At 57.4% G+C, this 14,998-nt stretch carries 14 protein-coding genes; 5 read left to right on the forward strand and 9 right to left on the reverse strand.

The features are described 5' to 3' along the window. Positions 1-10: 10 nt before the first annotated feature. From pstA to ACR0KG_RS12270, 7 genes are all read right to left on the reverse strand, one after another. Positions 11-1,342, reverse strand: a complete 1,332-nt coding sequence (pstA, locus tag ACR0KG_RS12240) for a phosphate ABC transporter permease PstA (protein ID WP_480827431.1) — start codon at positions 1,340-1,342, stop codon at positions 11-13. Beyond that, positions 1,339-2,811, reverse strand: coding sequence for a phosphate ABC transporter permease subunit PstC (gene pstC, locus ACR0KG_RS12245; protein ID WP_480827432.1), 1,473 nt, complete (start codon positions 2,809-2,811; stop codon positions 1,339-1,341). The genes pstA and pstC overlap by 4 nt, the downstream gene beginning before the upstream one ends. 89 nt (positions 2,812-2,900) lie before the next feature. Then, positions 2,901-3,941 (reverse strand): substrate-binding domain-containing protein, encoded by a 1,041-nt coding sequence (locus ACR0KG_RS12250; RefSeq protein ID WP_480541457.1) that lies wholly within the window; start codon positions 3,939-3,941, stop codon positions 2,901-2,903. Between the two features lie 198 nt (positions 3,942-4,139). Beyond that, positions 4,140-5,186, reverse strand: a complete 1,047-nt coding sequence (locus ACR0KG_RS12255; RefSeq protein ID WP_480827433.1) for a sensor histidine kinase — start codon at positions 5,184-5,186, stop codon at positions 4,140-4,142. A gap of 28 nt (positions 5,187-5,214) precedes the next feature. After that, positions 5,215-5,739 carry a gamma carbonic anhydrase family protein gene (locus tag ACR0KG_RS12260; RefSeq protein ID WP_480827434.1) on the reverse strand — a complete coding sequence of 175 codons (525 nt, stop codon included), beginning with the start codon at positions 5,737-5,739 and terminating at the stop codon, positions 5,215-5,217. After that, a complete protein-coding gene (gmk, locus tag ACR0KG_RS12265) occupies positions 5,739-6,377 on the reverse strand; it encodes a guanylate kinase (RefSeq protein ID WP_480827435.1) in 639 nt (212 codons plus the stop codon). The genes ACR0KG_RS12260 and gmk overlap by 1 nt, the downstream gene beginning before the upstream one ends. Positions 6,378-6,394: 17 nt before the next feature. After that, the gene (locus ACR0KG_RS12270; protein WP_480827844.1) at positions 6,395-7,285 is read right to left on the reverse strand and encodes a YicC/YloC family endoribonuclease; all 891 of its coding nucleotides are present in this window, start codon (positions 7,283-7,285) and stop codon (positions 6,395-6,397) included. A gap of 245 nt (positions 7,286-7,530) precedes the next feature. On the opposite strand from ACR0KG_RS12270, the gene ACR0KG_RS12275 reads away from it, so the two are divergent. Beyond that, complete coding sequence (locus tag ACR0KG_RS12275) at positions 7,531-8,199, forward strand: PAS domain-containing protein (RefSeq protein ID WP_480827436.1); 669 nt, start codon at positions 7,531-7,533, stop codon at positions 8,197-8,199. Between the two features lie 57 nt (positions 8,200-8,256). On the opposite strand, the gene ACR0KG_RS12280 is transcribed toward ACR0KG_RS12275, so the two are convergent. Continuing rightward, positions 8,257-9,627: a class II 3-deoxy-7-phosphoheptulonate synthase gene (locus ACR0KG_RS12280; RefSeq protein WP_480827437.1), complete on the reverse strand. Its 1,371-nt coding sequence runs from the start codon at positions 9,625-9,627 to the stop codon at positions 8,257-8,259. A 167-nt stretch (positions 9,628-9,794) separates the two neighbouring features. Between ACR0KG_RS12280 and ACR0KG_RS12285 the strand changes: the two genes are divergently transcribed. Beyond that, entirely contained in the window at positions 9,795-10,799 is a 1,005-nt protein-coding gene (locus ACR0KG_RS12285) for a GlxA family transcriptional regulator (RefSeq protein ID WP_480827438.1), read from the forward strand. 4 nt (positions 10,800-10,803) lie between these two features. Here ACR0KG_RS12285 and ACR0KG_RS12290 read toward each other — a convergent pair whose 3' ends face one another. Beyond that, positions 10,804-11,898, reverse strand: a complete 1,095-nt coding sequence (locus tag ACR0KG_RS12290) for a PQQ-dependent sugar dehydrogenase (protein WP_480827439.1) — start codon at positions 11,896-11,898, stop codon at positions 10,804-10,806. A gap of 161 nt (positions 11,899-12,059) precedes the next feature. On the opposite strand from ACR0KG_RS12290, the gene ACR0KG_RS12295 reads away from it, so the two are divergent. The 3 genes from ACR0KG_RS12295 (at position 12,060) to ACR0KG_RS12305 (ending at position 14,996) form a co-directional block, all read left to right on the forward strand. Next, positions 12,060-13,241 carry an ABC transporter substrate-binding protein gene (locus ACR0KG_RS12295; RefSeq protein ID WP_480549185.1) on the forward strand — a complete coding sequence of 394 codons (1,182 nt, stop codon included), beginning with the start codon at positions 12,060-12,062 and terminating at the stop codon, positions 13,239-13,241. Positions 13,242-13,368: 127 nt separating this feature from the next. Next, the gene (locus ACR0KG_RS12300) at positions 13,369-14,157 is read left to right on the forward strand and encodes an ABC transporter ATP-binding protein (protein ID WP_480827440.1); all 789 of its coding nucleotides are present in this window, start codon (positions 13,369-13,371) and stop codon (positions 14,155-14,157) included. Next, positions 14,154-14,996, forward strand: coding sequence for an ABC transporter ATP-binding protein (locus ACR0KG_RS12305; RefSeq protein WP_480549181.1), 843 nt, complete (start codon positions 14,154-14,156; stop codon positions 14,994-14,996). Before ACR0KG_RS12300 ends, ACR0KG_RS12305 begins: the two co-directional genes overlap by 4 nt. The last annotated feature ends 2 nt before the right edge of the window (positions 14,997-14,998 follow it).

The following is a 14,998-nucleotide window of genomic DNA, read 5'->3' on the forward strand; positions in this document are numbered from 1 at the left end:
TCTGCCCTTCTTACCAGCGGCGTTCAAAGCGGCGGCGCAGAATGATTGCGATGATGTTCATAGTCAGCAGGAAAATCAAAAGGATGATGATCCCGCCCCAGGCTTTTTCATAGAAACCCACATCAGCCCGTGCAGCCCAAGTGTAGATTTGGGCGGGCATGGCCGAGTTCGGCTCGGTAAACCCTGCGATGAAACCATCGGGGTAACCACGAGCAACAAAGCCCACCATGCCGATCAGCAGCAGAGGGGCGGTTTCACCCAACGCCTGTGCCAGACCGATGATGGTTCCGGTCAGGATGCCAGGCGCGGCCAATGGCAAAACGTGATGGAACACTGCCTGCATTTTCGAGGCCCCTACCCCAAGCGCCGCATCGCGGATCGACGGCGGAACCGCCTTCAGCGATGCACGGGTCGAGATAATGATTGTCGGCAAGGTCATCAGCGTCAGCACCAGCCCACCAACCAACGGCGCCGATTGCGGCAGGTGCATGAACTGGATGAAGACGGCCAAACCAAGGATACCAAACACGATCGAAGGAACCGCGGCCAGGTTCGAGATATTCACCTCGATCAAGTCCGTAAACCTGTTCTGCGGTGCGAACTCTTCCAGATAGATCGACGCGGCCACACCGATGGGCAGCGACAGGCCCAGCACAACCAACATCATAAAGAATGAGCCCACGACCGAGGCGCCGATTCCAGCACCGCCGGGATTATCCACGCCCGAGTCTGCCCCGGTGATGAAGGGCCAGTTGAAGACCTGTTTGATGATGCCAGCCTCTTGCAGCGCATCCACCAGATCCAGGTCGCTTTTCTGCAAAAAGCGACTGTCCTGAATTGTGTCTCGCGAAACACGGCCTTTGTAGTAGCCATCGACGCGGCTGGAGGCGGCCAGATCAAACTCGATAGGTTCACCCAATTTGTCCGGGTTGTTCGCATAGAAGGTTCGGATGGTTCCGCCAACCTTGCCAAGCAGACGCTCAATCGCGGCTTCGTCGAAATCGACCTCAAGACCGCTTTCATCAAGCTCTTTGTTCAGGGCAGCGATGAACAGGTCAGAATAGGCTTTGGTCTTGAACAGCGTACCTTCTGCCTCTTCCTGCTCTTGCTGGGTCAGGGTGAAATCAACGCTGACAACGGTCCGGGTGAAGGCCGGAATACCCTCGGACAGGATCGAGGCGAACAGGACGATCAAGAAAAACAGACCGGTCGCAATTGCGACGATGCCATAGGCGCGAAACCGTTTTTCTGCCTTGGCGCGTTTGCGGGTCCGCGCATCATACGCAGTCAGGGAAACAGCGTGGCGCCCCGTTTCAGGGGTTTGCATGCTTGCGTCGGTCATTCGTACTGCTCCCGGTACTTGCGCACGATGTAAAGGGCAAAGACGTTCAGCCCAAGCGTGACGATGAACAGCGTCATGCCTAGGGCAAAGGCCACCAGTGCTTCGGGTGAGGCGAAGTCTGCGTCACCTGTCAGCTGGCTGACGATCTTTGCGGTCACGGTTGTCATGGCCTCGAAGGGGTTCAGGCTGAGCCTTGCGGCGGCCCCTGCCCCCAGAACCACGATCATGGTCTCACCAATGGCACGCGAGGCGGCCAGCAGGATCGCACCAACGATGCCGGGCAAGGCAGCGGGCAAAACCACCTGACGGATGGTTTCAGACTGCGTTGCACCCAACCCGTAGGAGCCATCGCGCATCGCCTGCGGCACGGCGTTGATGATGTCATCGGACAGAGACGATACAAACGGGATCAGCATGATGCCCATGACCAGACCGGCTGTCATCACCGCGGTGCCTGCTTTCATCCAACCCAGCCCGTTGTCCCCGAACACATCCAGCAAAAGCGGACCGACTGTCAACAAAGCGAATAGACCATAAACGATGGTGGGAATACCGGCGAGCACTTCCAGCAGCGGCTTGGCGAAAGCGCGCACCGCAGGCGAGGCATACTCGCTGAGGTAAATTGCGGCAAACAGACCGATTGGCACGGCAACCAGCAGCGCGACGATGGAAATATAGAGCGTGCCCCACAACAATGGGATGATGCCCAGATCAGAGGCCCCGCCGCGACCCGAAAAGCTGGGCGACCAAGTCAGGCCAAAAAAGAAATCAGACGCCGGGTACAACCGGAAGAATTCCCAGGTGTTGAACACCAGCGAAAGAACAATGCCGATGGTGGTCAGAATGGCAATCGATGCGGCGCCCAGCAGCAGGACCCGGATGCCTTGTTCTACAACGTTGCGGGCGCGGTAGTCAGCGTTGGTTTGCGCCCAGCTGACGGCAGCCCCGATCAAGGCCACAACAATCACCGCGATGGCCATGATCCGATAACCGGTCGCATTCATGATACGATAGCTTTGTGCGCCGCGCAGAACGGTTTGAGTGATGTTCGATGTTACCACCTGACCGGCATCTTTCAGACGCTGCGTCATATCCGTGAAATCCGCGCGCGCATTGCGAGCGGTATCTTCTGTGATCGCCCCTTGCGCAACTGCATTGTCCAGACCGGTTGCTGTCCGGCGCACCTCGGCCAAAACCAGACCGCGTGACGATCCTTCCTTGATCGCACTGTCGGGAATCATGCCTGAAACCTGAGAATTCACATAGAGCGGCTGTACCAGCAGCCATATCAGAAGAAGTCCAAACGCAGGAACAACCACCTTAAGCGCGACGTTCGCGCCGTAGAACGCGGGAAGGGAGTGCAGGTTTCGGATATCACCGCCGGCGCTTTGCATAGCCCGAGATCGGCCGAGCACAAATCCGACCACAGCGATCGCAGCAACGATCAAGAAAAGCCAAAGTATCGGCATGACACCCCCACTGGTCCGATTGGGAATTCAAAAAAGAAGCAAGGGGGCGGCGACTACGGCCGCCCCCGGCAATTAGACCAATGTCAGGCTTAGCTGCCCGAACCCATGGTGACTTCGTTGGCAATCGCGTCCTGAGTTTTTGCCAGCTCAGGGTCAGCAACCAGGCCGTAGTTGGCCAGCGGGCTGGTCGGGCCGGCGATTTCGTCAGCAACGAAGAACTGAGCGTACTCTTTCAGGCCAGGGATCACGCCGATATGGGCTTTCTTCACGTAGAAGAACAGCGGGCGCGATACAGGGTATTCACCGGTCGAGATGGTTTCGGTCGACGGCGCGATACCCGACATGGTCGCAACTTTTAGTTTGTCGGTGTTGTTCTCGTAGAATGCCAGACCGAAGATGCCGATACCGTTCGGGTTGGTGTCAATACGGGCCAGGGTTTCGGTGTAGTCACCGTCGATGTCGACCGACTTGCCATCAGTGCGCACGTCCAGGCATGCATCTTCTGCGTCATCTTCGCTCATGCCGCCAGCGATCATCGCTTCCATGGCGCCAGTTTTTTCACAGCCGATCAGCAGAACTTTTTCTTCAAAAACTTCACGAGTGCCGTGCTTTGTGCCGGGGATGAAGCCTGCGATTTCAACATCAGGCAGGTCGCCGTTGAACTCGGCCCAGGTGTTGTATGGGTTGTCAACGATCGCGCCGTCTTTCAGAACCTTCGCACCCAGTGCGTTGAAGATGTCTGCGGGCTCGAACGCGGTGAAAGCGGGGCCAGTCTGCTGGCTTGCAAACACGATACCGTCATAACCGATGCGAACTTCCATGATGTCGGTCACGCCGTTTTCGGCACAGGCTTTGATCTCTTTTTCGCGGATCGCGCGCGACGCGTTTGCGACGTCGATGGTGTTTTCGCCAACGCCTTCACAGAAGCGTTTGAGGCCAGCCGAAGAGCCGCCCGATTCAACAACAGGTGTTGGGAAGTCGGTGTTTTCACCAAACAGTTCAGCAACGATCGACGCGTAAGGCAGAACGGTCGAAGAACCGGCAACCTGAACGTTGTCACGAGCAGCAGCAGCAGTGGCCGAAACAGCAGCGATCGCCAGCGCAGAAGCCGACAGTTTTACAAAGGACATTACAGTCTCCCTGAAAAAGGAATGTTTGATCACCCCCATGATGATCTCGGCTGAACCCCTAGGGGTCCTGCGTAAGGCTTTTGTGACAAGTTTGTAACGCTTTTATGACAGCTGAAGTTTTATTTGAAATCCGCCTCACACAGCGGTGCAAGCTACACCCTGAGTTGAACCCATCGCCCGCCGTAAACCCGGTGCGCGTTATCGCGGTAAAATAACAGTGAAGACCGATCCTTTGCCCAGATCGCTTTCAACTCGAAGGCGCCCCCGATGACGGTTGACGATGTGTTTCACAATCGCCAGCCCCAGGCCTGTGCCGCCCAGTTGCCGCGAGCGATGGCTGTCGGCGCGATAGAATCGCTCTGTCAGTCGCGGCAAATGCACCGAATCGATCCCCGGCCCTTTGTCGACGATCTGAACCCGCACAGCCGGACCACGCACCGCCGTGTCCCGCTCGGACGGTGCGATACGAACCTCGACGCTGCCACCGCTGCCGCCGTATTTGATCGCGTTTTCGACCAGATTGGTGAAAACCTGCCGCAGTTGATCGCTGTCTCCGGTGATCGAGACCGGATCATCAGGCGCGGTCAAGGTCAGCACAACATCTGCATCTTCAGCCAAGGGTTTCAGAGAATTCAGCGTCGATTCCAGCAAGCCATTCAGCTCCAGCTGCTCTTTCGGGCGCACCCGTTCTTCGCTTTCAACACGGTTGAGCGACAATAGATCACCAACCAAACGGTTCATCCGGTTCGCCTCGTCTGTCATGATCTGCAAAAACCGATCCCGCGCCGCTACATCCTCGCGCGCCGGACCGCGCAGGGTTTCGATGAAGCCCATCAAAGCGGTCAATGGCGTGCGCAATTCATGGCTGACATTGGCGACGAAATCACGCCGCATCTGACTGGCTTGCTCTAAATGGGTTATATCCTGAAATACGGCCAGAACCGCCCCCCCGGAGACCGCGCCGATCCCGTTCATATAGCGGCACTGCATCTCGAATGTCGTGTCCTGCGCACCATCGTTCGACAGATGCCGGGTCTTGCGCGGGCCTTTGCTGCGCAGGCTTTGTTCCATCGCGTCTATCACCTGCGGCTGACGCAGGATTGTTGCAAAATGTCGGCCCAACATGTTCTGGCCCAAAAGCGTGCGCGCATCGGTATTGGCAGCAATGATACGTTCGGTCTGATCAACCATCAACGCCGGCATCGGAATGGCTGATACAATTTCCGCAAGTAAATCCTCTGACATCGCCTGCAACCTTGTTCGCTTCGGCCTGTTAGGACACGGGCGTTAGAGTTTCACGAAACCTGCGCATGTTTTCCTGATAATACTGTGCACTGAATGTGATCCGCTGCGCGGCAGAGCTGTCCAGTTGGCGCACGACCTTGCCGGGTGATCCCATCACCAGAGAGTTGTCTGGTATCTCTTTGTTTTCAGTGATCAAAGCCCCTGCCCCGATCAAGCAGTTCTTGCCGATCTTTGCCCCGTTCAGAACAATCGCGCCCATTCCGATCAGGGTGTTTTCGCCAATGGTGCACCCGTGCAGCATGACCTTATGGCCAATGGTACAGTTCGCCCCAACGGTCAGCGGAAAGCCCGCATCAATATGCATCACACAGTTTTCCTGCACATTGCTGCCAGCGCCCACGCGAATTTCTTCGTGATCCGCGCGGATGGTGCAGCCGAACCAAACCGATGCGCCCTGCTCTAGCACCACTTTGCCGATCAGATTGGCGTCCGGTGCAACCCAAGTGTCTTCGTGTATTTCGGGGGCGTCTTTGCCCAAAGCATAGATTGGCATCACAGGGCCTCGAACTCATTTTGTAGTTTACGTACGTGGTCTTGCAGCCTGGGTTGCTGAATACGGCGCATGCGTTCGGCGCTAACGATGGTTTTCAACTTTTCTTCGGTCGCGTCCAGATCGTCATTGACCAGAACGTAGTCGTAATAGCCCCAATGGCTGATCTCATCCCAGCTTTTGAGCATACGTTTGGCGATCACATCGTCGCTGTCCTGACCGCGGGTTTCCAGACGGCGGCGCAGTTCCTGGATCGAGGGCGGAAGGATGAAGATCGACAAGGCGTGTTTGCCTAGGTCGGAATTGCGGATCTGAACCTCACCCTGCCAGTCGACGTCAAACAGAACATCTCGACCTGCGTTGATCGACTCTCGCACCGGTCCGGCCGGAGAGCCGTAGAAATTCCCAAAGACGTGGGCGTGTTCCAGCATCTGGCCATCGGCGACCTGCTGTTTGAACGCATCCTCGGTCTGAAAATAATACTCGCGTCCATCCTGCTCGCCGGGACGCGGTGCGCGGGTGGTAGCCGAGATTGAAAATTCCAGCCCCTCATCCCAGGCCATCAAACGCCGCGCCAAGGTGGATTTGCCCGCGCCAGACGGCGAAGAAAGGATGATAAGAAGGCCTCGACGATTTGCCATTTCAATATGTTCCGTCATTATTCAACATTCTGTACCTGCTCGCGCATCTGGTCGATCACAGCCTTTAGTTCCAATCCGACCGAGGTCAGATCGGTGCTTTGCGCCTTGGAACACAAGGTGTTTGCCTCGCGGTTGAATTCCTGCATCAGGAAATCGAGTTTACGACCCACCGCCCCGTCCTGAGCCAGTAGATCACGCGCGGCGGCTACATGGGCGGTCAGGCGATCGATCTCTTCGGTCACGTCTGCCTTGACCGCGATCAGCGCCAGTTCCTGCGCCACGCGGTCCGGATCGGCACCCTGAGCATTCTCCATCACCCGCGCTAAATTCTCACGCAGGGCTTCGGCCATTTTATCCTTGCGCTGTTCGGCCAAATCAGCCGCCTGCGCGGTCAACGCCGAAACCTGGTCCAACTGCAAATCCAGAACCTCAGCCAAAGCCTCGCCTTCGGTTTGGCGCATTTGCAGGAACGCGTCCAACAATGCGGGAAACGCCTTGATCAGATGCGCGACCAGAGGGGCCGGATCATCGCTGTCAGATCCCGCATCCATCATGCCTTTTAGACCCAGCAAATCTGTCGCTTTGGAAGGTGTTAGGGCAATACCTTTGGCCTCAGCCATGTCCTGGGTCTGCTGCAACGCCTCCAGCGCAGCGGACATCGCGGCTGTATTCAACGCAAGCTCAGTAAGCGTTTCGTCGCGGCTCAGGCGCATGGAAAGCGTCACGTTGCCACGACTCGAAGACTTGGACAGGGTGGCGCGCAACTCGGCCTCAAGCCCGGTCAGCCAATCCGGGACGCGAATGCGCATGTCCAGCCCCTTGCCGTTGACACTGCGCAGCTCCCACGTCCAGCTATGCAGGCCAAACTCGCCTGTCCCCGAGGCGAACCCGGTCATGGATTTGATCATGACAGACCTTTCTTTGGCTTTCCGCATTTTCAACTCTTGCCGCACCTAATGCCATTGGCCTTGCAAGGGCAAGAGTTTGCTCAAGCCGCAATTCATCCGCAGAAGTTAACCATTCATTAAAGAATTCCTCCAAAATTGTATTAACCCGTGTCAATTTGGCCAAAGCAAAGGCTGTCGGGCCGCAGATGTCCCGGATGCGATGCATTTTAAGAAAATAGCGGCTGAATGGCGTTAGGGTGATGGAAATGAAAACCTTTTTCGGGACTGATTCCGGGTCAGAATTTGGAAAGATCGTCGCAATGGATCGCTTTGACAGTGGACGTTCTCTTTCGCCGATCCGTCAGGCCGAGGCGTATTGGACCGCGCTGTTGTCCGGCGACGGAGTGCCCATGCGGTCGCAAATCGACCCGCGCGGGTTGGAAAACGTGCTGGAATATACGTTCATTCTGGAACGGATTGCGCCCGGGCTGGCCCGGTTTCGTTTGGCGGGAAGCCATCTGAATAAGCTTGCCGGTATGGAAGTGCGTGGCATGCCGCTGACTGCGTTCTTCGAGGCCGAAGCACGACCCAAAGTCAAAGAGACGCTGGAACAGGTGTTCAGCGCGCCCGCCACGGCCGAGCTTGGATTGACTTCCAGCGGCGCATTTGGCCGCGCCCGCATGCAAGCCCGGATGATCCTGCTGCCCTTGCGCAGCGATCTGGGTGATGTCAGCCGTGTGCTGGGCGTGATGCTTAGCGATGGTGCCATCGGGTCGACCCCGCGCCGCTTTGAGGTCTCAGACCAGCGGATCAAGCAGGTTTCCGATCTACACAGCCCGGTCGAACCTCAGCGTGATGCCGCAGGCTTTGCCGAAGATCAGACCGAATTTAGCCGAAGAAGCCATCTACGACTGGTCGTCTCGCGCGACGACTAGCCGCCACAAAAAACGGCGAGCCCTTGGCCCGCCGTTTCGATTCTTGGATTACTCTATTCAGCTGGCCGCGCGCTTGGAACCGTTCCGGCGCAGATTGGTCAGCTCTTCCGCGACCAGAAACGCTAACTCCAGCGACTGCGACGCGTTCAGGCGCGGGTCGCACGCGGTGTGATAGCGGTCGGACAGGTCTTCTTCGGTCACGGCGCGCACGCCGCCGGTGCATTCGGTCACATCCAGTCCGGTCATCTCGAAATGTACGCCGCCGGGGATGGTGCCCTCGGCCTGATGCACGCCAAAGAAGTCGCGCACTTCGCGCAGAACCGAGTCGAACGGACGTGTCTTATAGCCTGTGGCCGACTTGATCGTGTTGCCATGCATTGGATCGCAGACCCAAGTGACTTTGGCCCCTTCTTCCTTCACGGCCTTGACCAGACGCGGCAGATGCTCACCCGCCTTACCTGCCCCGAAACGCGCAATCAGGGTCAGGCGACCCTCTTCGTTGTCCGGGTTCAGCTTTGACATCAGAACCTTGAGGTCCTCGGCCGTTGTGGTGGGGCCGCATTTCAGGCCAATCGGGTTCTGAACGCCGCGACAGAATTCGACATGTGCGCCGTCGGGCTGACGGGTGCGGTCACCGATCCAGATCATATGACCCGAACCTGCCAACCAGTTGCCTGAGGTTGAATCCAGACGGGTCAGCGCCTCTTCGTATTCCAGCAACAGCCCTTCGTGGCTGGTGTAGAATTCGACGGTTGAGAACTCATGCGTCGTATCCGCCGTGATCCCGGCAGCGCCCATAAAGTCGATGCTGTCCTGAATGCGATCTGCAATCTCGGAATATTTCTGAACGTCCTGGTCATCGGCGAAGCCCAGCGTCCAGGCATGAACGCGGCTCATATCCGCGAAACCACCGGTCGAGAAGGCGCGCAGCAGGTTCAGTGTCGCCGCTGCCTGCGTGTAGGCCTGCAACATTTTGGACGGATTCGGAATCCGTGCTTCGGGTGTAAAGGCCAGTTCGTTGATGATGTCGCCGCGGTAGCTGGGCAGCTCCACACCATCCACGATCTCGGTCGGTGCGCTGCGCGGTTTGGCAAATTGGCCGGCCATACGGCCCACTTTGACCACCGGCACCTTGGCACCGTAGGTCAGCACCATTGCCATTTGCAGCATTACCTTGAACGTATCACGGATCGCATCCGCGCTGAATTGTTCAAAGCTTTCAGCACAATCCCCGCCCTGCAACAGGAAAGCCTCGCCGCGACCGGCGGCACCCAGATGTTGCTTGAGACGCCGCGCCTCACCGGCAAAGACCAGCGGGGGATACTGCGAAAGCTGCGCCTCGACTTTGGCCAGGGCGGCCGCGTCGGTATAGTCTGGCATCTGAACCCGGGGCTTGTTGCGCCAGTTCGATTTCTGCCATTCGGTCATAGCCTTGATCTCCGCTGATAGTATTCAGGTGGTCTCTATACAAAATGCAATGAAGAGTGACCATATCCCATTTGCGCCTCTTGACGCCGGAAACAAGCTTTGAGCATGGTGTCTGGCAAAATACGCGCGACGAGGTGCAGCCGTCGTGGATTCGGGGAACAACAGCCATGCAAGAGCAACGCCAAGTTGTCACAGTGGACGGCGACACAGATAAGCCGGTCAACTTTGTATTCATCTTGTTAGACAAATTCTCGCTACTGTCTTTTGCATCCGCGCTAGACAGTCTGCGCATTGCCAACCGTATGGCAGGCAAAGAGATTTACACCTGGTCGCTGGTCGGCGAAGGCGGCGAGGTGGTGTCGTGTTCGGCTGGAACCACCTTCAAGCTTGATGCGGATCTTGGCGATTTGCGCCGTGACGATATGATCATGGTGTGTGGTGGCGTCGATGTTCAGAGCTCGACCACCAAAAAGGTTTTAAGCTGGCTACGCCGCGAGGCGCGCAAGGGCCTGAAGATCGGTGGTCTGTGTACCGCAGCTTATACGCTGGCCAAAGCAGGCCTGCTGGATGACAAACGTGCGACCATTCACTGGGAGAATGCTGACAGTTTCGCAGAAGAGTTCGACACCGTTGAACTGACCAAATCGGTATTTTTGATCGATGGCAATCGCATGACAACTGCTGGGGGCACATCCTCAATCGATTTGATGCTGAAGCTGATCGCAGATGATTTCGGCGAAGAATTGGCCAATGCCGTCGCCGATCAGATGATCTATTCCTCGATTCGCACGGATCAGGACACACAGCGCCTGTCGACGCCGACCCGTATCGGCGTTCGTCACCCCAAGTTGAGCCAGGTCATCCTGATGATGGAGAAAAATACGGAAGAACCGATCTCACCCTCGATCTTGGCCAAAGATGTGGGCATGTCTACCCGTCAGCTTGAACGTCTCTTCCGCCGCTACCTGAGCCGCTCGCCTAAGCGGTACTACATGGAACTCCGCCTGCATAAAGCGCGCAACTTGCTGATGCAGACGGATATGAGCGTGATCAACGTGGCACTGGCTTGTGGCTTTGCTTCGCCCAGCCATTTCTCAAAATGCTACCGGGCGCATTACAACACGACGCCCTATCGGGAACGAGGATCGCAAAGCGGGCGCCTGTCGATCTGACATCTCAGCCAGGTGTCATACGATAGACCGCACCCTGACCAACGGAAATGAACCAGATCGATCCATCTGTGGCTTGAACGATATCGCGGACACGTTCTGTTTCCGGTCCCTTAATCTGCTCGACTTCGCGCAAAGGCGATCCGGACAGTCGCGCGATGTAGTCAAACTTGAGCGAACCGACGAAGATGTCGCCGCGCCATCTTGGAAACAAATCATCGGAGTAAACCAGCAAGCCTGAGGGCGCGATGGAGGGGTCCCAATAGAAAGCAGGCTGTTCAAGGCCGGGCTTTGACGTACCCTCGCCTATTTTCTCACCTGAGTAATGCGTGCCATAGGAAATAATCGGCCAGCCATAGTTTTTGCCCGGCTGCGCCAGATTCACTTCATCCCCACCCCGCGCACCATGTTCTGAAACCCAGAGCGCGCCATTTGCATCCAGACCGGCCCCTTGCGGGTTCCTATGGCCAAAAGACCAGATTTCGGGTCGAATACCGGACTGCCCGATAAAGGGGTTGCCGGCCGGAACCGTCCCGTCACGGTTGATACGGATGACCGAGCCCATGTGATTGCTTGTATCCTGCGCTGAGGGCCGATCCCCCCGGTCGCCGATGGTTAGGAACAGCGTTCCATCCTGCGCCTCGACCACGCGTGATCCGAAGTGGCGACCACCGGAACCGCCGGGCTTGGCCTCGAACAAGACACGCAGGTTGGTCAGGCGTTTGCCATTTTCTGATAGGCGCGCAACAGCCAAGGCGGTGCCAGCCCCGCCCGCTTGGGGTTTGGAAAACGTCAAAAAGACCTCGCGGCTCTGACTGAAGTCACGAGGGATGGTAACGTCCAGTAACCCGCCCTGCCCGGCAGCGGCCACCTTCGGAACGCCTGATACGCGATTGGTTTCGCCATCCGACACATAGATCAGCTCTCCGTCCCGCTCAGTCACCAGAAAGCTTCCATCAGGCAGGAGCCCCAAGCCCCAAGGCGTGTCCAACCCGCTTAGCATCTGTGTGGCCTCAACTGAGCCCTCTTTGGTTTGCAGCACTCCGGCAAAGGACGCGCCACCTGCGCAGATCAACAGAACAAGAGCAAAAAGCCGGAACATAGAAAACCTCCGCAGATTCGGGTTGTGCGACCATTACGGGCCGATACCCTCAATAGATAGGTGCGCTTAGACAAAAAGCAGGCGTTTCTAGGGACTTTTCTTTTGCGAACAGCTTGCCTAGGGTCGTGCCCAGTTGGAATACGAAATCAGGGAGTAACTTCATGAAAAAGCTGCTTACAGCAACCGCAGCAACCGCCTTGCTGGCGGGCACGGCCATGGCCGAGGATGTCAAATTGGGCATTCTGTTCGGCTTCACAGGCCCAATTGAATCGCTGGCCCCGGCCATGGGCTCGGGTGCCGAAATGGCAATTGCCGAAGTCACCGAGTCGGGCAAGCTGCTGGATGGCGCGACGGTTGTTGGCACCCGTGCCGATACCGGCTGCATCGACAACGGTCTGGCCACCTCAAATGGTGAGCGTTTCATCGCGGATGGAGTCAGTGGCATCATCGGCGGTGACTGCTCGGGCGTAACCGGCGCGATCCTGCAGAACGTCGCGATTCCGAACGGCATGGTGATGATCTCGCCATCGGCCACTTCGCCTGGTCTGTCGACCATGGAAGACAACGGGTTGTTCTTCCGCACCGCACCGTCGGATGCGCGTGAAGGTCAGGTGATGGCAGACATCCTGAACGATCGCGGCATTAGCTCGATTGCTCTGACCTACACCAACAACGACTACGGCAAGGGTCTGGCGGACGCGATCCAGTCCTCGTTCGAGGCATCGGGTGGCGAAGTGACCATCGTTGCCGCACACGAAGACGGCAAGGCCGACTACTCGGCTGAAGTTGGCGCGCTGGCCTCGGCCGGTGGCGATATTCTGGTCGTTGCAGGCTATCTGGACCAAGGCGGCCTGGGCATCATCCAGTCAGCTCTGGACAGCGGTGCTTTTGACACATTCGGCCTGCCCGGCGGTATGATCGGTGACTCGCTGCCTGCGAATGTCGGTCCGGACCTGAACGGCTCGTTCGGTCAGATCGCTGGTTCGGGTGGTGAAGGCGCCGAGAAGTATTTTGCCATGGCCGAAGCTGCAGGCTTTGATGGCTCGTCGCCCTACTCTCCGGAAAGCTACGACGCCGCTGCTCTGTTCATGCTGGCCATGCAGGCTGCAGGCTCGACCAGCCCGGCGGACTATGGTTCCAAAATCATGGACGTTGCCAACGCTCCGGGTGAGAAAATCTATCCCGGTGAGCTGGCGAAAGGCCTGGAGCTGCTGGCTGCTGGTCAGGAGATCGACTATGTCGGCGCATCGGGTGTTGAGCTGATCGGCCCCGGTGAAAGCGCGGGTTCGTATCGCGAGATCGAAGTGACCGACGGCGAGAATAAAACCGTCAACTTCCGTTGATCCGAGAACAATAGTCATAAAATCAAGCAGCCCGGGCCTTGTGTCCGGGCTGTTTCAATGAAAAAAGGCCGCACCCCGAAAAACGGGGGCGTGACAAGAATGCCAGGACCGGCAGCTGGGGGAAAAGATGATCGTCGTCGATGACGTGCACAAGCATTTCGGCGGGTTTCACGCGGTGGATGGGGCATCGCTGGAAATCCAAAAGGGTTCGATCACCGGCCTGATCGGGCCGAATGGGGCCGGAAAAACGACGCTGTTCAATGTAATTGCCGGGGTTTTGGCCCCAACCTCTGGCCGTGTGTTCATGGATGGTGAGGATATCACCGGTCTGCCGCCGCATGATCTGTTCCATAAGGGGCTGCTGCGCACGTTCCAGATTGCGCATGAATTCTCGTCGATGAGCTGTCGCGAGAACCTGATGATGGTGCCAGGCGCCCAGGCGGGGGAATCGCTGTGGAACACTTGGTTCGGGCGCAAGCGGATCGCGGATGAAGAACGGGCGTTGAAGGCCAAGGCCGACGAAGTTTTGGAGTTCCTGACCATCGAACATCTGGCTGACCACAAGGCGGGTCAGGTTTCGGGTGGTCAGAAGAAACTGCTGGAGCTTGGCCGAACCATGATGGTGGACGCCAAGATCGTATTTCTGGACGAGGTCGGCGCGGGCGTGAACCGCACCCTACTGATGACCATTGCCGATACGATCCTGCGCTTGAACAAGGAACGCAGCTATACCTTTGTTGTTATCGAGCATGACATGGATTTCATCGGCAAGATCTGCGACCCGGTCATCTGTATGGCCGAGGGCAAGGTGCTGGCCCAAGGAACTCTGGATGAGATCAAGGCCAATGAGCATGTGATCGAAGCTTATCTGGGCACCGGCCTCAAAAACAAAGACAAGCTGGAGGCCCACACATGACCGCTGGCAGAAGCGACAACCCCTACAAGGACGACAAGGGCAACAAAGACGCCTCGATCACGAATACTCACGGGGTCGGCACCCTGACGCCTGCGCGCACCACAAGCGGCGAAACGCATAAGGTCGAGGGCGGCCCCTTTCTGATCGGCGACACTATGACTGGCGGCTATGGTAAAGGCCCAGACATTCTACACGACTGCACCATCTCCGTCGACAAGGGCGAAATCGCGGTCATCGTTGGCCCCAACGGCGCGGGCAAGTCGACGGCCATGAAAGCTGTGTTCGGTATGTTGGACGTTCGGTCCGGTTCTGTGCGTTTGGATGGTGAGGACATCACCAACCTCACCCCGCAGGATCGTGTCATCCGCGGCATGGGATTTGTGCCCCAGACCTCGAATATCTTCACATCGATGACGGTGGAAGAAAACCTCGAAATGGGGGCATTTATTCGCCGGGATGATTTCTCGGACACGATGGAACAGGTCTATGACCTCTTCCCAATTTTGCGCGACAAACGCAACCAAGCCGCCGGAGAGCTGTCGGGCGGTCAACGCCAACAGGTCGCCGTTGGACGCGCTTTGATGACCCAGCCCAAAGTGCTGATGCTGGACGAGCCCACCGCCGGTGTTTCACCCATCGTGATGGATGAGCTGTTCGACCGGATTATCGAAGTCTCACGCACAGGGTTGCCGATCCTGATGGTTGAACAGAACGCTCGTCAGGCGTTGGAGATTGCCGACAAAGGCTATGTTCTGGTGCAGGGACGGAATGCGTATACCGGGACGGGCAAAGAACTGTTGGCTGATCCCGAGGTGCGAAAGAGCTTCTTGGGGGGGTGAAG

It is taken from the genome of Ruegeria sp. H4, from assembly GCF_056533065.1.